Below are 22,176 nucleotides of genomic sequence, written 5' to 3' on the forward strand. Positions count from 1 at the left end.
TCAGAGCTGCACGTCGAGGATCCGCCTGCAGATGGACCGCAGGTCGTCGTCGACCGCTGGCCGTGCCCGGAGGTGGTCGGTGCGGGCGACGTCGTTGATCACCGTGAGGGCGGCGTGGACCACGAACCGTGCCTGTGACTCGTCGAGGGCGGGTCGAGTTTCGCGGATCAGCCGGATCCACTCGGCGACGTAGTCATGCTGTGCCCGCCGCACGTCCCGGCGGTGTTCGTCCGGGAGGTTCGTGACCTCAGCGACGAGGATGCCGACGAGGTCGTGGTGGACGAGAGCAAACTCCACGTAGGCATCGAGCAGGTTCTCGAGGCCTTCCCGGCTGTCGCGAGCGCGAGCGAGGGCGCGCGTGGCGCCGAGCTGGAGCGGCTCCGAGGCCCGCGCGATCACCGCGGAAAGAAGGTCGGCCTTGCGCGGGAAGTACTTGTAGATGGCGGCGCCGCTGATGCCGACACTCTCGCCGACGTCCTCCATGGAGACCGCCTGATAGCCCCGATCGTGGAAGAGGCGGGTCGCTGCCGCCAGCGTGGCCTCGCGGCGCCCGTGAGGCAGGAGCCCAGGGGACTCCGGCTCCGGCGCCGATCCCGTGGGCGATGGGTGCGCGAGCGGGGTGGTGCACGCGGCAAGGGTCATCTGCTCGAGGAGGTCCACGAGCGCTCCGGGATCCATGCTGCTGCCGTGGTAGGACGGGCTGGTCAGGACGGCGAGCGCCGACCATGCCAGCAGGTCAGCGTCGGCCGCGGACAGGTCGGGTCGGGTCGACCGGAGCTGGCGGGCGAACTCGTCGAGGAAGGCGAAGAACCGCTCGCGCATCGCTGCCCGCGCATCGTCGCTGAGAAAACGTGCCTCGCGGTTCCACAGGATGCCGAGGTAGCGACGTTCGCCCGCAGTGGATGCGATGCGCCTGATCAGGTCCTGGAGGTCACGGGGAGGGTTCTGAGTGACGAGGCGCGTCGCCTGATCGAACGCCTCGGTCAGGGTGTGGCTGAGGAGGTCCTGTTTCCCCTTGAAGTGGCGGTACAGCGCTCCGGCAGTGATGCCGACCGAATCCGCGATCTGCCCGGTGCCGACGTTGTGGAAACCGTGGCGGTAGAACAGCTCGCCCGCAGCAGCAACGATCTGCTGCTTGCGATCGCGTGGTCGTGGCGTCCGCTTGAGCGGCGCTCGTCGCGTCACCTCGGTCACTTTCCTCCCCTGTCCGTCCGGCCGTGGAGCGATTGCCCACGTAGGTTATGCGTGGTTTACTTAGGGCAACTAGTGCGGTTCGATTCTCGGTCCGCAGTGATTATCTTGGCCGGTCATCGATTTACTTATCATGTCACGCCGGCCGCGCCGGAGGTATCGCAATGACCGTGTCGCCTGCCCTTTTGAAGCGCCTGGCCCTACCGTTGATCGCGGCCCCGATGACGGGCGTTTCGGGTGAGGACCTCGTCATCGCCGCCTGTCGCAATGGCGTGGTCGGGTCCTTTCCCACGCACAACGCGCCTTCGGTGGACGAGCTCGACCGCTGGCTCGGGCGGATGTCGGACGAGCTGGGTGCGGACGCCGCGCCGATCGCTCCGAACCTGGTCGTGCACCCGACCAACAAGCGACTCGATGCCGACCTCGATCGCCTCGTGGCGCATGGCGTGGAGCTGGTGATCACCAGCGTCGGATCGCCCGCGCCGGTCATGGACCGGTTCCACGCAGCGGGCTGCGCGGTGTTCGCCGACGTCGCCACGCTGCGCCAGGCGCAGAAGGCCATTGCTGCCGGCGTTGACGGTCTGGTGCTGCTGACTGCCGGTGCCGGCGGGCAGACCGGCCAGGCCAATCCGTTCGCGTTCGTGCGGGCAGTGCGCGAGATCTTCGACGGCGCGATCGTTGCCGCGGGCGGCATCGCTGACGGCCGCGCTGTCCTTGCCGCCCAGGTGCTCGGAGCCGACCTCGCCTACATGGGCACCCAGTTCATCGCGACCCGCGAGAGTCTCGCTTCTCGCGAGTACCGCGACGCTCTCGTGCGATCGACGATGGATGACGTCCGGCTGACCAGTGAGGTGAGTGGACTCCCCGCGAGCCTGTTGGCCGAGTGGCTCGACAACCGCGAGTCGGCTCCGGTCTCGGCGGGCGACTTCCGGGAGGACCGGCTGACGTCGAGCCCGGACCTGTGGAGCGCCGGGCACAGCGTCTCCGGCGTGCGGGACATCCCCGACGTCGCGACGCTCATCGCCAGGATCTCCGGTCAGTACGCCGCGGCGAAGGCCGAGACGCGCGCCAGCCTCGCCAGCTGAGCAAGCCGGCTGAGTACTTCGGTTCGGCACTTCGGCTGGGGACGCCGACTGCTCGATCACAGCAGGCGGATGCCGGCGACCTTCCATGCGTCGCCCGCGTTGTGCATCCGGAGAACCAGCTGCGCCGGCCCGCTCCCGGTCTGACCGGACGGCGTCGTCGCCAGCTGGTCGGCGAAGACAAGCAGCTCTGCGTCGTCGCCCTTCAGCCAGATCACGCCGAGCGTGCGTACCGTCGTACGGAGCGTGAGACCCTGGCCCTTCGCTCGTCGGAGGTGGGGGCCGTAGAGCTTGTCGTACTGGGCCACGCCGTCACCCACGAGCGCGGACGCTGCCTGCCGCTGGGTCTCGGCGACCCGGTCGGGACGGATGGAGAAGATCTTCTCGGTGGTGGCGGTGCCCTCGCGCAACAGCGCCTCTGTGGTGGTTGCGGAGACGAAGGCGACGTTGTCGTCGCCGCCGTCTGTCTGCCAGACCTGGAGTGCGAGCGCAGCGATGACTGCAAGGACGAGAACGGCCGCGAGGGCTGCAATGGTCCTCGCCCGGGTGGTGGCGGGAGCGCTGATCATGACGTCGTCCTCACGGTCTCCAGGTAGGTGATCTTCCAGTCCGTCCCGAGCCGCTGCATCAGCACGCGGAACCGGGAGACGGATGTGGTGGCCTTGCCGCTCGTTGGCGTCGCCCGGATCTCAACGACGCCGAGGATGGTCGCCATCCCTGCGGTCTCGTCCAGTGCGGACACGGCGGTCTCCAGGACGGTTGCTGTCGTCGACCCTCCACGCTTCATGGTCCGGATGGCCTTGGTGCGGCCCTTCTTGAGCTTGGACTCGAGTGCGCCACCTGAGCGCCCGATCCATCCGTCGACGGTCTGCTCGGCGGCATGGGGGTCGACCGTGTTGAGGGCTGCGAGCGCACGCGACGCAGCTTCGGAGGCTCCGTCGCGGGCCTGCACCGTCCGCTGCTCGGCGCTGCCCTTGTCGCTGCTCCACGGCTTCCACGCCGCCAGTGCGCCCAGCGCGAGCGCCAGCGCGAGAGCGGCAAGCACGAACCGCCTGGTCAGCGTGGCGGCGTGGCCATCGATCTGGAGATTCGCGGCCGGGGTCGTGTCCGGCGCGTGCCCCTCGGCCTCTTCTGTGGTCGTGTCCACTGACCAACCTCCTGATCGCAGCGGATACCGGCAGTGGGGGAGGGTTCCGAGGCTGCCGATGATTTCCTCGAAGTAAACCATGCGTAACCCCCAGGAGGCCACGGTCGCTTTCGCGGATGCTGGCCGACTGAGGGCGAGAGCGCCGCAATATGGCCTGACGACGGCCTGCGCGCCGGGGTTGACTTGCGCTGTGACGACCGTCACGATGGGAGGGAAGTAAATGCTCCGCAAGTTTACGGCGACAAGGGGTTGGGTCCGACAGATGACTGTTTCACTGGGCTGCGAGGCGGGATCGTTCCTCGAGGGTGAGGGGCTGGAAGGTCGGCGCCGCGGGATCGAGGCAAGGATCCGCTCCCTTGCGGTCGCAGCGGCCCTGCCCGCCAACACGTCCGGCCTCGAAGCGCTTGACTCGCCGAGCGTGCTGGGGTGGAGCGGCGTCGAGCTGGATGACCAGCGTGCGCTGTATGCCGCGACCGAGGCCGCGATCGCCGTTGTCGCCGACCGAATTCTCCCTGCTCCGCTGCTCGCGGCCCGTCGCGTCAACCTCGCGCTCGAGCGGATCCAGGCCGCCACGTGCCTGGTCGATGTTCTCCGTGCGCTGCCGTCGGAGCTTGCCTGGGCAGGGAACTTCGATCGAGTGCTCTTCTCCCGGGTTGAGGGTTCGTCGTGGTCGCCGGAGACGTGGTTCACGACCCAACCCGGCGCGCCCGAGGACAAAGCCTTCGGCGAGTTCGTTCACGGGGCAACCTTCACCTTGGCAAGTGGCTCGATCGAGGCGGAGATCGTGCGCCGACGGGTCACTGCCCTCGTGTGCGATGCAGCTGATGAGACCCGGACCTTTGCTCCGCTGCTGAGCGTCGCGCACTGCGAGTCCTACGTCATCGCGCCGGTGGTGTCCGGCGACTCGGTCGTGGGGCTCCTCCATGCTGACGCGACTGCGTCAGGACGCGCTCTGGTCGAGGCTGACCGGGTGACCATCCGCGCCTTCGGCGACGGCATCGGACTGGTAATCGAGCGACTGGCGCTGCTCGAGGCTCTGGAGGAGCAGCGTCGCCAGATTCACGCTGCGCTCGCTCGCGCCGAGCTCGTGGTGGATCAGCTCTGTGATGCCCCCGTCGTTCTCACGGGGGAGGCTCCCGCACCTGTCGTGCGGAGAGACTCCGGGGGCGGTGCCCCTGCGGATGGGCTCACCTCCCGTGAGCGGGAGGTCTTCGCGCTCCTCATCTCGGGTGCCACCAATCCTGAGATTGCGGACCGACTGACTGTCTCCGAGACCACGGTGAAGTCCCACGTGAAGCACATCCTTCGCAAGATGCGCGTCAGCAACCGCGCGGAGGCGATTGCCAAGCATCTCAGGAGCAACGACCGGTTCGGAGTTGCGTCATGAGCGTGGCCGCGCAGGCCAAGTCAACCGTTTTCGCGTCGACCGGACGCAGCGTGCGGCCGCGCCTGACCGGGCAGCACCGCGCTCGCGCGACCGAGTTGAGGTTGCTCGTGGGTGACGCCCTCGGCGTCAACCCCGGCGCGTTGATGGCCGAGGATCCGACGGAGGACTACTCGCCCGAGCGCGTCGCGACACTCGCACGCATCTGCGTCGGAGAGGCGCAGGTGGATGACAGAGGGGACGAGCAGCGCGCTCGCGACCTGCTGGACCTCGCGCTGCAGCTCCAACAGGTTGCTCTCGACATGCACGAGGAGAACCTGGTCCAGCGCAACCGCCGACTGGCCGAGTGTGCCGAGGGGTTGGCCCGGCTACGCGGCCTGCCCACCTCGCACGACCTGGTCGAGACCGCATGTGAGGAGATCGCGAACCGCGCCGGATTCGGTCGCGTCACCATCTCGAGTGTCGAAGGAAATGCATGGAAGCCGCGCAAGGCCTTCTTCGCGGAGGCCGACGACGCCTGGTTCGATGACTGGATCGGACAGGAGATCCCGCTTCAGGGGCTGACTCCCGAGGCGCGCTTGCTCACGGAGCGTCGTCCGGCGCTGATCCTGGACACCGCCTCGACGCAGGTCCACGAGGACATCATCGTCGAAGCGGGGAGTTCCTTGTCGTACGTTGTGGCACCGGTCTGCTCGCGCGGCTCGGTCGTTGCGTTCCTGCATGCCGATCACTTCCCGACCAACCGCGTGGCGTCGGAAGCGGACCGTGACCTGCTCTGGGCCTTCGCGGATGGCTTCGCACGCATCCATGAGCGCACCGTTCTCATGGAGAGGGTCCAGGCACAGCGCGCTCAGGTGGGCGCGATCCTGGACACCGCGCTCCGGTCGCTTCCTGACTCGCTCGGGGCAGCCCCGCGGTCGGGCGAGCTCGCGACTCGTGCGCGCCTGCAGGCCTTCGCCGAGTTGACCGCACGCGAGACCGAAGTGCTCGGTCTCATGGTCGCCGGCGCGGCCAACCGCGCCATCGCCGCTCGACTGGTCATCGCTGAGGACACTGTGAAGTCCCACGTCAAGCAGATCCTGCGAAAGCTCGGTGTCTCCAACCGCGCGCAGGCGATCGCGCGTGCTGCGGGCACCTCGACCTTCTGAGATCGTCTGCCCCTTGGTGGGGGTGTGGTGACCACCGCAGGGTGATGTGACGCACGCCACGCCCTTCGTACGGTGGAAACCACAGTTCCCACACCCCTTCGGAGGAGCCATGTCGACCATGGATCGCCCTTCACCCAGGCCACTTCCCATGTACTTCGTGTCGGCGCCGCACGGCACCCGTGGCCGCGAGGCCGCTGGTGAGAGCGGGTCGCGCCCGGTCGGCGAGCAGCATGCTCGCAAGCCCGGCTCGCCGTACACGGCCTGCGGGCGGGTAGCGCTCGACTGGCGCATGTTCTGGGAGCTGCCATTTCCCGTTGCGTCGGCAGCGACGTGCAGGCACTGCATGATCAGTTGCGGCCTCACGGACCAGCACGTCGTCCCGGCCGAGCTGGTGGGGGGCTCGCGATGACCACCCACGCAAGCGCCAGCACCGAGATGATTGTCGCTCTGGCGCGCGAGCTGCGCAGGCTGGCGAAGGCGGAGGATGACCGGGCTGCTGCGGAGGCAGCCGAGGTGCCCTACTGGGTTCCCTGCCCGTCATCGGTGCTGGGCGCCCGCGCCGCGGCCCAAGCCCTCCGGGCAGACGCCGAGCGGCTCGATGCCGCGTGGTGTTCCCGGCCCCTGGCGAGCTGAGGTCGTTGATGACGACCGCCGGTCGCCGCGTGAAAGCACAGGATGCGCGCACATCCTCTCCCCGTTTTGGCAATGCCCAGAAGGCAACTGCCCTGGTCCCGCTGGCGTTCCTGTCGGCGGCCTGGACGGCCAACCTGGTGGGGGTCGGGGGAGCCCTGTCAGCCGAGGATTCGCCCCTCCCGGACGGTTCGATGGTGCCGATCGAGGCCCTCGAAGACCCAGCGACCTACTCCGTCTCCGGCAACGCCGGCCTGGGCATCGCCGAGGGTGACGGCGCCAAGATCGTCGCCGCCTCCTCGACCAACGGCATCCCCACCGCAGCCCTCGCCGCCTACCAGCGCGCCGAGACCGTCATCAACGCCGCCGACAAGGCCTGCCACATCGACTGGGCCCTCATCGCCGCCATCGGCCGCGTCGAGTCCGACCACGGCCGCTACGGCGGCAACACCCTCGACACCTTGGGTGTCTCACACCCCGGCATCTACGGCATCGCCCTCGACGGCACCCACAACACCCAGGCCATCAGCGACACCGACGCCGGGCAGTACGACCGCGACAAGGTCTGGGACCGCGCCGTCGGCGCCATGCAGTTCATCCCCTCCACCTGGTCCGTCGTCGGCGTCGACGCCGACGGCGACGGCAAGCGCAACCCCCAAGACATCGACGACGCAGCCCTCGCCGCCGCCGTCTACCTCTGCTCCGGCAACGACGACCTCGGCGGCGAGACCGGCCGACGCACCGCCGTCTTCCGCTACAACCACTCCCAGGAGTACGTCGACCTGGTCCTCAAGATCCGCGACGCCTACCTCCAGGGCGACTACACCGCCGTCCCCAACTACCTTGCCTCCGCCTACACCTTCAGCCCGCCGACCAGCTACACGCAGGGCGGCGGCAGGGGAGGCAAGGGTGCATCGAGCACGAAGGCCGGTGGCACCGGAACCGGGAAGACGGGTTCTGCAACGGGACCCGTCACCTCCGCCGGCTCCTCGGGCGGCTCGAGCGGCGCTGGTGTGACCACCGGCTCCGGCAGTCAGTCGGGCGGAGGGTCCGCCGGTGGGAGCAGTTCGACGACCGGCGCGTTGACCGAGGCCATCTCCAAGACAACGCAATCCGTCGACAAGGTGCTCGAGCCCGTCACCGGAACGTCGAGCGGCGTCGGCGCGGTGGTCGAGAGCACTGTCAACGGCACGCTCTCGCTCGTCGAGGCAACGGCGTCATGCACGACCAAGGGTTACAACCTTCTGCTCACCCCGGTGCAGTGGAACGCGTGCATGGCCACCTACGGCAACTGATCGAACCGCAGATTCCGCGCCCGTCCCCAGGTCGGGCACGGCTCAAACGGCGGGTGGTCTCGGCACCACAGAGGGCTCGCTCAGCCAGTGCTCGACGCGCCGGCAGCCGAGACCGCCCGCTTCCCCGTTGCTCCGCTCCACCAACAGACACGCAGCGACCTTGCTCGCAGAACAGGACTCGACTCATGACCAGTGCAGTGGTTACCCCATGACTGCCGTGGCAGCCGACCTCGTCGGCCCGCATCGCCGCCCCGGGCTGCGCAGCGTGCCGTCTCAGCGCCGACGCACCCGGAAGTCGGACGGCTCGCCAGTCGTCGTGCCGGTCCTGTCCGAGAATGCCGTGCGTGCCATTCGCGAAGGTCAATGCCTTCCGGGCACCGGCTGCGCCGGCGCCGACTGGTTGGTCACGGCCCCGCATCAGCAGCCGCGTTCCGCCTCTGTCGATCGGGCTCCGTGGGGGACCTACCACGTCAAGGAGAATGGGGGCGTTCTCACTGCCTGTGGCGAGTACGCCGTCTCCTGGTACGTCTTCTGGGGTCATGAGGTCAATCCCCTCGAGCGGGAGGCCTGCCGTGCATGCATCCGGGCCATGCGGGGCTCCCTGATCGACATCGCCCTCTACCCCCGGGCGAACAGCGGTCCGGAGGACTGCGATGGCTGACCTGCGATCCTTGCGACGCTTCCACCTGACGCTCCGGATGCTCTGGTGGGGGTTGCTGGTTGTCCCGCTGCTCGGTGGGGGATTCGTGGGAGCTCGGCTCGGATTCCCCATGGGCGTCCGGACTGCCACCGTGCTGTTCCTCGGCGGGGCCGTCGTCCTGGTCCTGGTCCACGTGTCGCATCTCGCCCGCCGACCCGGATGCCCGCGCTGCCTCCAGACGATCGACTGGCTCGCACTCGCGCGAGAGGCGCACAACGCAGGCATGGAGCCCGAGGCCTACGTGGCCCTTGTGCGGCCTCGAGGAAGGATCGACGCCGCACTCTCGCTCGAGCCTTGGGAAGCCACGCATGCATGCACCAGCAGGCTCAGCTGCCACCCCCGCGCTGCAGCGGGGGTTCGGGCCGCGAACGATGCGCGCAGGCCCATCTCGGGAGATCTCTGACCGCGGGCCATTGGGATTCGAGTGCGGGGGACATCGTGAGTCTGACGGACTGCTATCCGTTCGGATACCGAGACCTGTGGTTCATCGAGCAGAGTCCGCGCGCTGCCCAGCTCGTCACTCCGTGTCGCGCGACGGGGTGTCGATGTCGTGGCCCGTCGCCAGATCGCCACATTCGACGAGCGTCACCAGGTGCGTCCTGAGGTAGTCGCGCGCTCCGCTGTCTCCACGGGTCCGCGCGAGGAGTGGAGCCCAGTGCGCACGGCCGAGCAGGACCGGGTGCCCCGGCGTTCCGTCGTACCCCGCACGCGCCAGTACCGCGCTGTCGTCGCCGAGGTCCACGAGACGACGGATGACGTCCGGCGTCACGTCCGGCAGGTCGACGAGGTGGACGAGGACGGCCGTGGCCGAGGTCGGCTCCAGTGCCTCGAGCCCGGCGCGGAGCGACGCGGACATGCCCAGGTGCCAGTCGCGTGCGTGGACGATCAACGCCCCTTGCGGGACGAGGGCTCTGGCCAGCTCCGCCTGGGCGCCCACGACGACCGTCACGGACTGGCACCCTCCCTGCCGGAGCCGCTCGACCGAGGTGGTGACCCACGCGGCACCGTCTTGATCGCGCACCAGCGCCTTGGGCATCCCCATGCGGCTGCCCGACCCTGCGGCCAGCAACAGTGCGTGCATCGTCGTCCTCGGCGTCCTTCGTCTGGTGCTCGATCGTGTCATGGCCCAGGCCGATGCAGTTCCTGAGGGAACGGGATCGGGCGGACCTATGCTGAAGCGCATGGGTGCTGATGACTCGTGGGTGACGGTCGGAGTCTCGCTGTGAGGACCTCGCCATCACCAACAGCAGTCGAGATCGCCGCAGCGACGCGAGCAGGCACGGGCACCGCACGCGGCGCGGTCGAAGCCGCCCTCGCGCGCATCGCCGCCACCCAGGCAACGACGAATGCCTGGCAGGTGCTCCGACCGGACGCCGCGCTGGCCGAGGCCGACGCAGTCGACGCACACCCTGATCGCAGCTCGTTGCCACTTGCTGGGGTGCCGATCGCCATCAAGGACAACATCCCGGTCGCGGGCGAGCCGATGCGCGACGGTGCACAGGCGTCCGACCCCGCACCACAGCAGGCCGACCACGAGGTCGTACGCCGCCTGCGCGCTGCCGGCGCAGTCGTGGTCGGCCTCACCCGGGTGCCCGAGCTCTGCATCTGGGGAGCCACGGACTCGGCGTTCGGGGTGACCCACAACCCCTGGTCGCCGGACCGGACGCCGGGTGGGTCCTCCGGCGGATCTGCTGCCGCCGTCGCCGTGGGTGATGTGCCGATTGCCCACGGCAACGACGGCATGGGGTCGATCCGGATCCCGGCTGCCTGTTGCGGACTGGTGGGGCTCAAGCCGGGAACCGGCGTGGTCCCGGCTGACCTCGGCGCGAACGACTGGCACGGGATGGCCGAGAACGGTCCGCTCGCCACCACCGTCGGGGATGCGGCGCTGATGCTGTCGGTGCTCGCCGGGGACCCGTCGTACGCCGAGGTCGTCGAGCCCGGACGGCTCCGGATCGCTGTCTCGACCGCACCGCCGGCCACGGGCATCCCGGTGGCTCGTGCGTGGTCGGGCGCGACCACACGCACGGCGCAGCTGCTCCGGGAGGCCCACGACGTCCGCGAAGCGACGCCGCGTTACCCCGCGACGCTGATCCCGGTGACCGCACTGGCACTGTGGACCACGGGAGCCCTGGCCGACGCCGAGATGCTGGACGATCCGTCCGCTCTGGAGCCGCGCAACCGTCGCCACGTCGCGATCGGTCGGGCGATGGCGCGGCTCGGACACCCGAAGCAGGCTCCACGGGAGCACTGGCGGGCCCGGGCGGAGGAGTTCTTCGCCGACGTCGACGTGCTGATCACGCCGACCCTGGCGCAGCCGCCGATCGCCGCCAAGCAGTGGTCTGCCGGCGGTTGGCTGCCGACGATGCTCGCCAACGCCCGCTACGCGCCGTTCGCGGCGCCGTGGAACGTGATCGGCTGGCCGGCCGTGTCCGTGCCGGCAGGTTTCGATCAGTCCGGGCTCCCGGTTGCGGTTCAGCTCGTCGGCCGGCCGGGGAGCGAGCGCCTCCTCCTCGGGATCGCGGCCCAGATCGAACGGATGCAGCCGTGGACCCGCACGGCTCCGCTGACTGTTCCCGGATGAGCCGACCGAGATTCAACGCCCTGCTGTCGCCGCCGGGGCGGGTCGCTCACAGCACGCGCGGGATCACCCAACGCGTGCGTGCCTTGTAGGCAGCCCACTCGGGGTAGCGGCTCATGCTCGCTTCCTTGGCCAGCATGTTCGCTGTGAACAGACCACCCCACACCCACGCCAGCACGACGAACGGCAACCAGTGCCAGACCATCAGCGCGAACCCGAGGTAGATCATCATCTCGCCGGTGTAGTTCGGGTGCCGCACGAAGCGGAACATCCCGTCGGTGATGAGCCCGCCCTGGATCCGCAGGGTGAAGAACTTCTGAGCGTCGGCCGCGATCATCACGACTGAGCCGAGCGTGACGAGGGTGATGCACAACGCGAACCATGGCTTGTCGTCGATCGGGTAGTCGCCCCCACGGCCGGAGATCAGCAACCAGCCGAACAGCCAGTACCAACCCAGGACGCCGAGGATCGCGTTCACGGCACCGGGCAGGGTCAGCCGATGCTGCCACCCGGGATCCGGGAAGGCCTTGTCCTTGAGGTACCAGACCAGGCCGTACGAGCCGTGCAGGGCGAGATAGATCCAGGCCGCCATGCTGGTGGCAGCGGCCGTGTGATCGTCGTACAGCCACATGAGTGCGCCCAGATAGGCGAACATCAGGCACTTCTGGAAGTTGATGACGGTCGAGAAGCGGATGAGGCGTGGTCCGCCGGGCATGTCGTTGACCAGGCGCTGCTGCAGTCCGCGCACGACCCGTGAGTATCGCGGCACGGGTCGGGCCTCTCGCCGGGCAGATGGTTCAGGCGTCGTGGTCAAGGCGGACCTCCTTCGTCTCGAGGGCGGTCTCCAGCTCGGTCAGTGCCTCGCCGGTGTAGACAGCGAGCCGCTGGAGGTGGGGCACGGTGTCCGGGCAGCCGACGAAGCCGACGCTGAAGGTGCCCGAGATGGTGCACGAGGCAACGAACAACGTCGCCCCGTGGTAGATGCAGGCGAGCGGATAGATCCCCTCCAGCTGGGCGCCCGCGAGGTAGAAGGGCTCGGCGGGTCCGGGGATGCAGGACACCGTGACGTTGTACGGCGGCGGACGGCGGCCGGCGAGACCGGTCAGCTGGTTGACGACGAACGCGCCGCCGATCAGCGTCCCGTAGTGGGCAGCAACCTCCCTGGTCCTGCTCCGGATGTCGTCCTTCGCGATGGTGCTGGACCGGGCCACTGCCCTGAGGCGCTCGATGGGGTCGGCGATGTCGGTGAACATCTTCACGAGCACGATGCTGAACGCATTGCCGGTGCTGTCGTCACCAGGGGCACGCACGTTGACCGGGGTGCCTGCGGTCAACGGTTGCGTGGGCAGGTCGCCGTGCTCGGCGAGGTAGCTCCGTAGTCCTCCGGCCACGATGGTCACGAACAGGTCGTTGACGGTGACCTCCGCCGCCCTGGCGACCGCCTTGATCCGCGCGAGGTCAAAGGACTGGGTCGCAATGCGGCGCTGCTCGGAGAGCCGACTGTTGATCGCCGTTCCCGGTGCGGCGTACGGTGCCGCAGTGGCCGGATCGACCGGCCTCCTTGCGTTGCGCTTCATGTCGCGTCGGGCTGCGAGCAGGCCGCTGACCGTGCTGAGCGAGCTGGCCCGGGCCTTGTGCCCCGAACGGGCACGTCGGGGGCGCGGCCCGATGGTCCACAGGGGACGCAGGGCGGTGTCGTGCGGGTCCGGGGTGACCATCTGGGTGTAGCGCAGCACGCCACCGACGCCGTCCATCAGGGCGTGGTGCCCCTTGAAGTACAGGGCGAACCGGCCATCGTCCAGGCCGTCGATCAGGTGGCACTCCCACAGCGGTCGACGCCAGTCCAGACGCTCGGTGTGCAGGGCCGAGATGAGCTCGCCGAACTCCCGCTCACCGCCGGGCGCCGGCAGGGTGTGCCGGCGGAAGTGGTGGTCGAGGTCGATCTCGTGGTCGCCCAGTACCCGCCACGATGGCGCCACCCGACGGAGAACCCGGCTATGCAGCATGTAGTTGAACGGCGCAGCGAACGTCCGCGTGGCGCGGAACTGCTCGGCCAGCGCATCGACGAAGCCGGGGCCCGCACCGGCAGGCGGTGTGAAGGTGCCGAGCGCGGCGATGTGCTGGGGCATCCTGGCCCCGTCGACGATGAGGAACAGTCGTTCGTTGACACCGAGCTTGGGCATCTCAACTCACCTCGACGATCGGTAGCCGCAGAGCGCCGGGGGCGGCGTCAGGGACTGCGGGGTTCTTCGGTGCCACCGGCGTGATCCGCTGGTAGGCAGCTCCGAGCTCGGGACGGCTGTCTGCCTCGCCGTTGTTCGGCCAGAGCGCCATCGCCCGCTCGGACTGCGCAGTGATGGTCAGTGACGGGTTGACGCCGAGGTTGGCCGAGATCGCCGATCCGTCGACGACGTGCAGCCCGGGGTGGCCATACAGCCGCTGGTAGGGGTCGATGACTCCGGTCTCCGGGGAGTCGCCGATGGCGCAGCCGCCGAGGAAGTGCGCGGTCATCGGGATGTTGGCGACCTCGCCGAAGCTGCCGCCGGGAAGCCCGCCGATCTTGCGTGCGACGTCGCGGGCCACCTCGTTGCCGACGGGGATCCAGGTCGGGTTGGGTGCCCCGTGGCCTGGCCCAGAGGTGAGTCGGTAGCCGAGCCGGGTCTTGCGGCCGGACACGGTGATGGAGTTGTCCAGCGTCTGCATGACCAGCAGGATGATCGTCTTCTCGGACCAGCGGCGCACCGAGATCCATGTGAGGTAGCGGGGATGCCGCGCGATCGCACCGAGCCAGGTGACCCAGCGAGGCCACCGTTTGCCGCCGTCTGCCAGTGCGGTCTGCAGCAGCCCCATGGCATTGCTGCCCTTTCCGTAGCGGACGGGCTCGACGTGGGTGTGCTCGTCGGGGTGGAACGACGACGTGATGGCTATGCCTTGTGTGTAGTCAGCCTCCGCGCTCCTGGCGGTTGCGCCGAGGATGGACTCGGAGTTGGTGCGGGTGAGCGTTCCCAGGCGGGCGGAAACCTCGGGCAGCACCCCGGTGTCGCGCATGCGGTGCAGCAGCTTCTGGGTGTTGTAGGTGCCCGCCGAGAAGACGACCTGCGCGGCGGTGAAGGTGCGCACGTTCTTCTGTCGCCGAGCGGAGCGCCCGGTGCGAACCGTGGTGACCGCATAGCCCCCTTCGGGAAGCGGGCGGACCTCGGTGACCGTGGTCAGCGGGTGCACGTGAGCGCCATGGTGCTCGGCCAGGTACAGGTAGTTCTTGTCCAGCGTGTTCTTCGCATTGTGCGGGCAGCCGGTCATGCACGAACCGCAGCCGATGCACGTTCGGCGAGTGGGACCTGCGCCACCGAAGAACGGGTCGTCCACCTCCGTGCCCGGCGCGGTGCCGGGACCGCCGAAGTACACCCCCACGGACGTGGGATGGAAGGTGTTGCCCACGCCCATGTCGTCGGCGACCGACTTGACGACCTTGTCGGCGGCGGTCATGACCGGGTTGAGGGTCACGCCGAGCATGCGTCTGGCCTGGTCGTAGTGGGGCGCCAACTCCTTGCGCCAGTCGGTGATGCCTGACCACTGCGGATCCTCGTAGAACGGGGGCAGCGGTTCGTAGAGCGTGTTGGCGTAGATGAGCGACCCGCCGCCGACTCCCGCGCCGGCGAGGATCATCACATCCTTGAGCAGGTGGATGCGCTGCATGCCGAAGAGGCGGAGCCTCGGCGCCCACAGGAAGCGGCGTACGTCCCAGGAGGTCTTGGGGAAGTCAGCTGCGTCGAAGCGCCGACCGGCCTCCAGCACGCCGACCCGGTAGCCCTTCTCCGTCAGCCGGAGCGCGGAGACCGATCCGCCGAAACCGGAGCCGATGATCAGTGCGTCGTAGTCGTGGGGCGCCGCGGGCGTGGCAGTGGACATCGGATTCCTCAGTTCTCGAGCTGGTCAGGTGAAGGCGAGGGCGGCGCGGACCGCCTTGGTGGCTCGAAGCTGGAGGAGCTTCACGGCCCCCTGGCTCCGGCCGAGTGCCTGCGCGGTCTGGGCGATGGTCTGGCCTTCGAGGAAGCGCAGCCGGAGGCAGGTCTCGTAGTCGATCGCGACCAGGCGCATGGCCTTCTCGACCCGCGCCAGGCTCGAGCGCGACTCATGCTCGGCGAGTCGTTCGATCAGCACGTCCTCGGGACCTTGCGTCGTGGCTGCTTCACGTTCGACGTCGCGCACCTCGTCGACGGTCAGCTCCAGCCTCGTGCTCGAGAGCCTGAAGTGGTCGAGCAGGAGGTTGCGCGCGATGGTGGTCAGCCAGGCCTCGAAGTTCCCGTCCGTGAACGACCCGATCCTGGTGAGGGCGCGGATGAAGGTCTCGCTGACGACGTCCTCGGCCAGTTCCCGGTTTCCGGCCCGGCGCATGACGTACCCGCGGATCATGTCGACGTGGCGTTCGTAGAGTGCGCCGAAGGCCTCGACGTCCCCGCTCCGCGCCTTCTCGATCTGACCTGCCACAGTCATGGGCAGCCGGGAGTCGCGGCCCGGTGGGGCCGTGTTCGATGACATGGCTTCAGGCGTCGTAGTCGATGGTGACGGCTGGCGTGGTCGGGTGTGACTGGCAGGTGAGCACGTAGCCGTCCTCCACCGCGGCAGGCGAGAGGGCGAGGTTCTGCTCCATCGTCACCGCCCCCAGAAGCACCTTCGCCTTGCAGGTGCCGCAGGCCCCGCCGAGACACGCGTACGGCGCGTCCAGTCCCGCCTTCAACGCGGACTCGAGGACGGTGTCGCCGGCCTCCAGCGGGACCGTGTGCTCGCGTCCGCCCAGACCGACTGCGAGCGTCGCGGGGGCGAAGTCGCGGGCGTCCCTGGGCTTCTGGTAGCCGTGGAACAGCTCGACATGGACGTTCTCGGGCTCGGCGCCGCGCTCGAGCAGCAGTCCGTGCAGGTCGGTCACCATCTCGACCGGACCGCACAGGAACCAGTGATCGACCAGGGCGGGGGCGAGATCGGCGCCGAGCCAGTACTGGAGCTTTGTCCTGTCGACCCGGCCACGCAGGTGTGAGGGGTGCCGCGGATCGCGGGAGCGCACGTGGATGATCCGGAGCCGGTCGACGTACCGCGCCTCGATCTCGTCCAGCTCGTCGCGGAACATCGTGCTGTCCGCGTCCCGGTTGCCGTAGATCAGCGTGAAGCGGCTCTCGGTCTCGATGGCAAGCGTCGTCTGGAGGATCGACAGGATCGGCGTGATCCCACTGCCGACGGCGATCGCGACGTAGTTGTTTGTCGCGAGGGGGTGCAACGCAGTGCCGAACGATCCCGTCGGTGTCATCAGGTCCAGGGTGTCCCCGGCCCGGAGCTGTTCCCTCGCGAAGGTCGAGAAGGCTCCCTCAGGAATGTGCTTGACGGCGATGGCGAGTGTGTCGGAGGTGGCCGGCGAGCAGATGGAGTAGTTGCGTCGCACGCCCTCGCCTCCGAGGTCGGTGCGGACCGTGACGTGCTGGCCGGGCTCGAACGAGAACTGGTCGCGCAGGTGGTCGGGCACGTCGAAGCGGATCAGCACGCTGTCGTCGGTCAGCGGCTCCACGCTGGCCACCTCCATCGAGTGGAACACCGCGGATCGGGCGGTGGATCGCTTCGGCATCCGCACGGGGAGGATGCGGGCCAGCTTGCCGTTCAGCTTCTTCCAGTCGCGGTACTCGTCCGCGTCGAGCTGCTGGCCGAAGACCGTCCCGATCGCGGCGTCGCGCTCGAGGTACGCCTCCTCGTTGCGCCGCCAGGCCGCGACGTAGCGGTGGAACGGGATCGAGGGGTGCAGGTGGTGGACCAGGTGGTAGTTCTGCGAGAGCAGCAGCGGCGTGAGGATCCATTCGGAGCCGACCCGGTTGCGGGTGGCGCGGTAGCGGTTCTCCTGCTGGGTGTCCTCGAGGTCGTGGTGCGGCAGCCAGTCGAACCACCAGGCCAGGACGAACATGGCCACTCGCGCCGGGATCAGGTAGACCACCGCCAGCGTCCAGAGGTGCCCGGCGGCCGTCGCGGAGACGATCAGCACGACGGTCATCCCCATGAGGAACACGGTCTCCAGCACCTCCGCCCGGGGACGGCGCTTCACGTTGCGCACCAGGAAGGTCAGGTAGGGCACGTCCATCAGCGGGAATCGGACCGGGACCTGCCACCACGGTGCGCCGCTGACGAAGTGGTCGGGGTCGTTGTCTCCGTCGTTGGTGTAGCGGTGGTGCTCGATGTGGATGAACGCGAACGACTTGAACGAGATCAGCGGCGAGACGAAGAGCATCGCGACGCGGCCGAAGGTCACGTTGACCCAGCGGTGGGTGCTGATCGAGTAGTGCGCGGCGTCGTGAAGCACCGTGAACAGCACGAAGATCGTGGTCGCGCTGAGCGCGATGGTCACGGGGGCAGGGAGCCTGTCAGCGACCGCCGCCCATGTGGAGAACGCGAAGGTCGCGATGGAACCGGAGAAGATGCCCACGATGGGCCAGGAGATCGTCTTGATGCCTTCGCCCGGGTCCGGAAGCGCGTGGCGCGAAGACGCCATCGCGGGCTGCTCTGTGGTTGCTGACATGTTCCTGACGATAGGAACGGGCAACGGCTCCTGCCAGTGGTGTCGCGCCCACCATGATGTGCGCGCAGCACACCAGTCAGTCTCGCGGGGCCTCCGGGGACAGCACGACGGTGCCGAGCGCCCGGGCCAGCCGCAGAGCGGTGTGCACTTCGACCACGCGCTCCGTGGAGGGATGCCCGATGCGTTCCTCTGCCCGGCGCACGCGCTGCAGCACGGTGTTGCGGTGTACGCCGAGCTCTTCGGCCGCAGCGGCCAGCCCGCCCTGGGCGTCGAGCACCGCCAGCAGCGTTCGACGTTCCTCGTCCTCCCGGCGTCCCCGGGCCGCCAGGGCACCGAGCTCCGTGGCGACGAAGCCACGAGCGAGGTTCACGTCACCGCTCATCAGGTCCACCAGCGCCATTTCGGCGTACGGCGTCACCTGGGCGACGTGGCCGGCGAGCTCGATGATCCTGCGGCCGCGCTGGGCCTGGGCATGGGAGTCACGGAACCCGGCGGGTCCCAGTGCAGGCATGCCGATGGAGATCCGCACGGTCCTCGGGATGCGGCCCGCCAGTGGTGCGAAGTCTTCACGGGTCAGGCCAGGAGCGCGCGCGGTCGCCACCCACCCCCACAGCGCCTGGGCGCCGTCTGGCACGAGCAGCGGGTGCAGGGCGCCGAGATGAGCGCCGAGGGTCGCGCCCACGCGCAGCAGGTCGGCATCATCGCGATCGGTCCAGCAGACGAAGGCCGTCTGCCATCCGGTGAGCCGATGGGACAGGGCGCGTTCGGCGCGACCGACGTCGACCTTGTCGCCGGCGATCAGACCTCGGACCGCGTCGGTCCGGGCCGCGCGGGCCCGGTTCTGGATGCGGTCGAGCTCCGCGACGTACTCGGCGGCGACCTCGCTGGAGATGCGGTCGACGTAGGCGAAGGCGAAGCCCTGCAGGTTGGACACCACGGACAGGGCGAGGGCCGGATCGGGCATCACCCTGGTGATCTCGGTGAGGACCCTCGAGCTGAAGTAGGCGTGCCCCATCCGGTAGAAGCGGAGCATCACGTCGACGCTGTAGCCGCGGGCGGCCATGGCGCGCGCGTGCTCGAGGGCCGTCACCGGCGCGCTGGCGGCGTCGACATCGATGCCGTGCCGGACCATGGACAGGGCTGCCTCGAGGTTCGACGAGCACGAACCCAGGGTCAGGCCGCGGAGCTCGTCATCGGCGCCGGCCTCCGGGACGCGTTCGAGGATGTAGCCGAGCATGTCGTCGGCGTACGACGAGATGTTCCCCAGCAGCTCGGTGGCGATGCGGCGCAGCTCGAGCACCACCTGCTCGGGGAGCTCTGCCGCGTCACCCGCACTCATGCCCATGAGCGCAGACTAGCGAGGCGCGACCTCGTCCCTGAGGCGGCCAACCGGACAGACCTCAGGCCGGCAGCTGGTTGAGCTTGCGGATCTGCTTGTCGAAGGCGCGCCACGGGACGAGACGCCGAAGAGTGCTGACCCGGCCAGCGAGCGATCCGGCGGTGTAGCGGACGCGCGGGTTGGCGTCGGTGGCAGCGGCCACGATCACCTTCGCGACGACGGTCGGGTCGTCGGCCTTCTCCATGGCGCTGGTCACCAGGTCACGCGCGATGTCGCGCTGGCGTGCGTAGGCAGGGATGGGGGAGTCGGACCACGCGGCGTTCGTGTCGAAGCCGGTGCTGGTGTAGCCCGGCTCGACGAGGATGACGCGGACGCCATGCTCGCGGACCTCGTGGTCGAGCGACTCGGAGTAGCCCTCAACGGCGTGCTTGGTCGCTGCGTAGACGGCCATGTACGGGGCCGGGATCAGGCCCAGGATCGAGGAGATGTTCACGATCCGCCCCGCGCCCTGCGCACGCATGTGGGGCAGGACCGCGTTGGTCATCCGGATGGTGCCGAACACGTTCGTCTCGAAGGATGCCTTGGTCTGGCCGATCGAGCTCTCCTCGGCGGCGCCTGCCATGCCTGCACCCGCGTTGTTGACGAGTACGTCGACGCGGCCGAAGCGCTCGATGACCTCACTGACCAGCGTCGCGACCGACTCGTCGCTGACCACGTCGAGGTCGAGGAACTCGACTCCGGCGAGAGGTTCAGTCCGCCCGGCGTTCCGGCTGGTGCCGATGACGGTGAATCCGGCGGCGGTGAGCTCGCGTGCAGCTGCGCGGCCGATGCCGGTCGATGCGCCCGTCACGAGTGCCACCTGGGGGTTCGGATCCTGACTCGTCATGAGGAGCCCTTTCGATTGTCTGCTGCCCATAATATTATGACTAGCAGACAATAGGTTAGGATCGGTCTCGAGACAAGCGGCCGGAGGAGTGGATCGACGTGGTGCGCTATAAGACCGATCACAAGGCCGAGACCCGGCAGCGGATCATCGAGCAGGCTGGTCGCCGGCTCAAGCGCGATGGTGTGGACCGGTCCGGCATCGTCTCGCTGATGGCCGACGCCGGCCTCACCAACGGTGCCTTCTATGCCCACTTCTCCTCGAAGGACGACCTGATCGCCACGGTTGTGGCGGACCAGCTGCAGCGCCAGCGCGAGCGCAACTGGAGCGGCGAGCTCGACCGCGCGTCGTTCGAGTGCTTCGTGCGTGACTACCTCTCGCCTGCTCATCGTGACCACCCGGAGGAGGGTTGCCCGTCGGCCGCGCTGCTCGACGACATCGCGCGCAGCGGCGACGCGGTCAGGCAGTCCTACACGGTGGGGATGTTGGCCATGAGCGATGACGTGGCGAAGCTCCTGGCTGAGCCTGACCCGATCCGCGCCCGGTCCGTTGCGCTCTCGGTGTTCGCGTCGATGGCCGGGACCCTTCAGGTCGCGCGGGCGATCTCGGACGACCAACTGTCCCGTGACCTGCTGGACCAGGGCATCGCCAACGTGCTCCTCCTTCTTGACCGGTCTGCTCCTGACTGAGAGGGCAGCGCTGGCCGGCTCGGGCCTTGTGCGACAGGGGCAACAGGCTTACGCTCCTTTCACCACGGCGTCGAGGAGATTCGAGATCACCTCGCGGAGGGCGCGCTCCGATGGCCACCACGGCACTACAGGAGCAGACCCATGTCCCACGTGACCCACCATGTCGAGAACCAGGTCGCGGTGCTGACCATCGAGCACGCACCGCAGAACCGCATCGGCGACCAGATGGTTGCCGGCCTCGTCGAGGCACTCGACGCGATCGAGCGCAGCGATGCCCGGGCGTTGGTGCTGCAGGCCGCCGGCGCCGACTTCTGCTTCGGCGGTGACATCCGGACGTGGCCGGAGACCTCGAGTCGTGAGCTTCGCGCCTCGTTCACGCGCTACCTCGATGTCTTCAACCGGCTCGAGCAGCTGCCGATGCCGGTGGTCGCCGCGGTCCAGGGGATGTGCCTGGGCGGAGGGTTCGAGCTCGCCCTGCGGGCAGACGTCATCATCGCGGGGGAGTCCGCCCACTTCGGCCACCCGGAGCAGAGCATCGCGATCACCACGATCATGGGCGGCATCTACCGCGTCGCGGAGCGTGCCGGTCGGGCTCGGGCGATCGAGTGGGCCTTCACCTCCGAGCGTGTGCCCGCCCAGGAAATGGCAAACGCCGGCGTCGTCAACCGAGTCGTTGCCGATGATGTCGTCCACAAGGAAGCCCTCGCCCTTGCGGAGCAGCTTGCGCGTGGCCCCACGCTGGCGCACGCCGCGCACAAGGCACTGCTCAGGACCTGGTCGGTGGGCGGTGTGGCTGCTGCGGACCAGGCGATGTTCGACATCTCCATGCCGCTCTTCGAGACCGATGACGCCCAGCTGGCCATGCGCAGCGCGGTCAAGGCGATGGCCGCCGGCCAGCCTCGCCCGGACGTCGAGTTCCAGGGTCGCTGAGGCACGCTCATGCGCTGGCCCGCCACGACCCGCTACGGCCTCGACCCTGCTCCTGGCCCGCTCGCATTCGTCCAGGACTTCCTGAACTCGATTGCCGCCGGGAGCCCGCGTCGCGCAGATCTGCTTGCGGACCTGGCGAGTGCGCAGGACTGGCTGGACGGTGCACTGGGTGTGTGGAGCGGGGCGCGCGCGCTTCCCGTGGATCACGTTGCACTCGGCGACGCTGACCTCGGGAGGCTGCGCAACCTGCGCGCCGAGCTCGTGGACCTGGTGCGAGGGGGCAAGGGCGACGCTGTCGGAGATCGCCCGGGAATGCGGGTGGTCCAGGTCCCGGTCGCGCTGCAGGTCGACGGTGCAGGGATGGTGAGCTCCGTGCCCGTCGGCACGGGCTGGAGGTACGTCGCGTCCGTGCTCCTCATGGAGATGCAGGACGCCCAGCGGACGGATGGCTGGCGACGGCTCAAGACATGCGCAAACCACCGCTGCTCGGCTGCGTTCTACGACCGATCCCGCAACAACAGCGGGGTGTGGCATGACGGTGCCGTGTGCGGCAATGCCGCCAACCTCCGCGCGCATCGCGCGCGGAGGTTGGCGGAGGGCGACGCGCCCTGACCTGGCTGGCTT

23 protein-coding genes are annotated in these 22,176 nt (G+C 68.7%); 12 read left to right on the forward strand and 11 right to left on the reverse strand.

Annotated features, from left to right (window positions below; translation table 11 throughout):
• Nucleotides 1–1,194, reverse strand: coding sequence for a TetR/AcrR family transcriptional regulator (locus D4739_RS11310; protein WP_120060716.1), 1,194 nt, complete (start codon nt 1,192–1,194; stop codon nt 1–3).
• Between the two features lie 218 nt (nt 1,195–1,412).
• Here D4739_RS11310 and D4739_RS11315 point away from each other — a divergent pair, with 218 nt between their 5' ends.
• Nucleotides 1,413–2,276 (forward strand): NAD(P)H-dependent flavin oxidoreductase, encoded by an 864-nt coding sequence (locus D4739_RS11315; protein WP_220699275.1) that lies wholly within the window; start codon nt 1,413–1,415, stop codon nt 2,274–2,276.
• Between the two features lie 56 nt (nt 2,277–2,332).
• Here the strand turns inward: D4739_RS11315 and D4739_RS11320 are convergent, their stop codons facing one another.
• On the reverse strand, nt 2,333–2,842 hold the full coding sequence (locus D4739_RS11320) for a hypothetical protein (RefSeq protein ID WP_120060718.1): 510 nt from the start codon (nt 2,840–2,842) through the stop codon (nt 2,333–2,335).
• Nucleotides 2,839–3,420: a hypothetical protein gene (locus D4739_RS11325; protein ID WP_120060719.1), complete on the reverse strand. Its 582-nt coding sequence runs from the start codon at nt 3,418–3,420 to the stop codon at nt 2,839–2,841. The genes D4739_RS11320 and D4739_RS11325 overlap by 4 nt, the downstream gene beginning before the upstream one ends.
• A 262-nt stretch (nt 3,421–3,682) precedes the next feature.
• On the opposite strand from D4739_RS11325, the gene D4739_RS11330 reads away from it, so the two are divergent.
• From D4739_RS11330 to D4739_RS11360, 7 genes are all read left to right on the forward strand, one after another.
• On the forward strand, nt 3,683–4,807 hold the full coding sequence (locus tag D4739_RS11330) for a LuxR C-terminal-related transcriptional regulator (RefSeq protein WP_220699276.1): 1,125 nt from the start codon (nt 3,683–3,685) through the stop codon (nt 4,805–4,807).
• On the forward strand, nt 4,804–5,952 hold the full coding sequence (locus D4739_RS17210) for a LuxR C-terminal-related transcriptional regulator (protein WP_120060721.1): 1,149 nt from the start codon (nt 4,804–4,806) through the stop codon (nt 5,950–5,952). The genes D4739_RS11330 and D4739_RS17210 overlap by 4 nt, the downstream gene beginning before the upstream one ends.
• A gap of 148 nt (nt 5,953–6,100) precedes the next feature.
• Nucleotides 6,101–6,361 (forward strand): hypothetical protein, encoded by a 261-nt coding sequence (locus D4739_RS11340; RefSeq protein ID WP_120060722.1) that lies wholly within the window; start codon nt 6,101–6,103, stop codon nt 6,359–6,361.
• On the forward strand, nt 6,358–6,585 hold the full coding sequence (locus tag D4739_RS11345; RefSeq protein WP_120060723.1) for a hypothetical protein: 228 nt from the start codon (nt 6,358–6,360) through the stop codon (nt 6,583–6,585). Before D4739_RS11340 ends, D4739_RS11345 begins: the two co-directional genes overlap by 4 nt.
• 8 nt (nt 6,586–6,593) lie before the next feature.
• Nucleotides 6,594–7,877, forward strand: coding sequence for a lytic transglycosylase domain-containing protein (locus D4739_RS11350; protein WP_120060724.1), 1,284 nt, complete (start codon nt 6,594–6,596; stop codon nt 7,875–7,877).
• A 208-nt stretch (nt 7,878–8,085) separates the two neighbouring features.
• Nucleotides 8,086–8,538: a hypothetical protein gene (locus tag D4739_RS11355; RefSeq protein ID WP_120060725.1), complete on the forward strand. Its 453-nt coding sequence runs from the start codon at nt 8,086–8,088 to the stop codon at nt 8,536–8,538.
• Nucleotides 8,531–8,980: a hypothetical protein gene (locus tag D4739_RS11360; RefSeq protein ID WP_120060726.1), complete on the forward strand. Its 450-nt coding sequence runs from the start codon at nt 8,531–8,533 to the stop codon at nt 8,978–8,980. Before D4739_RS11355 ends, D4739_RS11360 begins: the two co-directional genes overlap by 8 nt.
• Before the next feature lie 114 nt (nt 8,981–9,094).
• On the opposite strand, the gene D4739_RS11365 is transcribed toward D4739_RS11360, so the two are convergent.
• Nucleotides 9,095–9,658, reverse strand: coding sequence for a nucleotidyltransferase family protein (locus tag D4739_RS11365; RefSeq protein ID WP_120060727.1), 564 nt, complete (start codon nt 9,656–9,658; stop codon nt 9,095–9,097).
• A gap of 141 nt (nt 9,659–9,799) precedes the next feature.
• Here D4739_RS11365 and D4739_RS11370 point away from each other — a divergent pair, with 141 nt between their 5' ends.
• A complete protein-coding gene (locus D4739_RS11370; protein WP_120060728.1) occupies nt 9,800–11,161 on the forward strand; it encodes an amidase in 1,362 nt (453 codons plus the stop codon).
• A 46-nt stretch (nt 11,162–11,207) separates the two neighbouring features.
• Here the strand turns inward: D4739_RS11370 and D4739_RS11375 are convergent, their stop codons facing one another.
• The 7 genes from D4739_RS11375 to D4739_RS11405 all read right to left on the reverse strand — a co-directional run bounded on the left by D4739_RS11375 (nt 11,208) and on the right by D4739_RS11405 (nt 19,936).
• Nucleotides 11,208–11,906: a methyltransferase family protein gene (locus tag D4739_RS11375; RefSeq protein ID WP_220699277.1), complete on the reverse strand. Its 699-nt coding sequence runs from the start codon at nt 11,904–11,906 to the stop codon at nt 11,208–11,210.
• Nucleotides 11,907–11,955: 49 nt separating this feature from the next.
• Nucleotides 11,956–13,341 carry a wax ester/triacylglycerol synthase family O-acyltransferase gene (locus tag D4739_RS11380; RefSeq protein WP_120060729.1) on the reverse strand — a complete coding sequence of 462 codons (1,386 nt, stop codon included), beginning with the start codon at nt 13,339–13,341 and terminating at the stop codon, nt 11,956–11,958.
• Between the two features lies 1 nt (nt 13,342).
• On the reverse strand, nt 13,343–15,067 hold the full coding sequence (locus D4739_RS11385) for a GMC oxidoreductase (RefSeq protein ID WP_120060730.1): 1,725 nt from the start codon (nt 15,065–15,067) through the stop codon (nt 13,343–13,345).
• A gap of 24 nt (nt 15,068–15,091) precedes the next feature.
• Complete coding sequence (locus D4739_RS11390; protein WP_182920390.1) at nt 15,092–15,652, reverse strand: sigma-70 family RNA polymerase sigma factor; 561 nt, start codon at nt 15,650–15,652, stop codon at nt 15,092–15,094.
• A gap of 49 nt (nt 15,653–15,701) precedes the next feature.
• Nucleotides 15,702–17,711 (reverse strand): fatty acid desaturase, encoded by a 2,010-nt coding sequence (locus D4739_RS11395; RefSeq protein WP_120060732.1) that lies wholly within the window; start codon nt 17,709–17,711, stop codon nt 15,702–15,704.
• A 76-nt stretch (nt 17,712–17,787) separates the two neighbouring features.
• Nucleotides 17,788–19,056, reverse strand: coding sequence for a PucR family transcriptional regulator (locus D4739_RS11400; RefSeq protein ID WP_220699278.1), 1,269 nt, complete (start codon nt 19,054–19,056; stop codon nt 17,788–17,790).
• A 55-nt stretch (nt 19,057–19,111) separates the two neighbouring features.
• A complete protein-coding gene (locus D4739_RS11405) occupies nt 19,112–19,936 on the reverse strand; it encodes an oxidoreductase (protein ID WP_120060733.1) in 825 nt (274 codons plus the stop codon).
• A gap of 98 nt (nt 19,937–20,034) precedes the next feature.
• Between D4739_RS11405 and D4739_RS11410 the strand changes: the two genes are divergently transcribed.
• The 3 genes from D4739_RS11410 to D4739_RS11420 all read left to right on the forward strand — a co-directional run bounded on the left by D4739_RS11410 (nt 20,035) and on the right by D4739_RS11420 (nt 22,164).
• Nucleotides 20,035–20,622, forward strand: coding sequence for a TetR/AcrR family transcriptional regulator (locus D4739_RS11410; protein WP_120060734.1), 588 nt, complete (start codon nt 20,035–20,037; stop codon nt 20,620–20,622).
• A 141-nt stretch (nt 20,623–20,763) separates the two neighbouring features.
• Entirely contained in the window at nt 20,764–21,552 is a 789-nt protein-coding gene (locus D4739_RS11415) for an enoyl-CoA hydratase/isomerase family protein (protein WP_120060735.1), read from the forward strand.
• 9 nt (nt 21,553–21,561) lie between these two features.
• Nucleotides 21,562–22,164, forward strand: coding sequence for a CGNR zinc finger domain-containing protein (locus tag D4739_RS11420; RefSeq protein WP_120060736.1), 603 nt, complete (start codon nt 21,562–21,564; stop codon nt 22,162–22,164).
• Nucleotides 22,165–22,176 lie beyond the last annotated feature (12 nt).

The sequence above is a fragment of the Nocardioides cavernaquae genome (assembly GCF_003600895.1).
GTDB classification, from domain to species: domain Bacteria; phylum Actinomycetota; class Actinomycetes; order Propionibacteriales; family Nocardioidaceae; genus Nocardioides; species Nocardioides cavernaquae.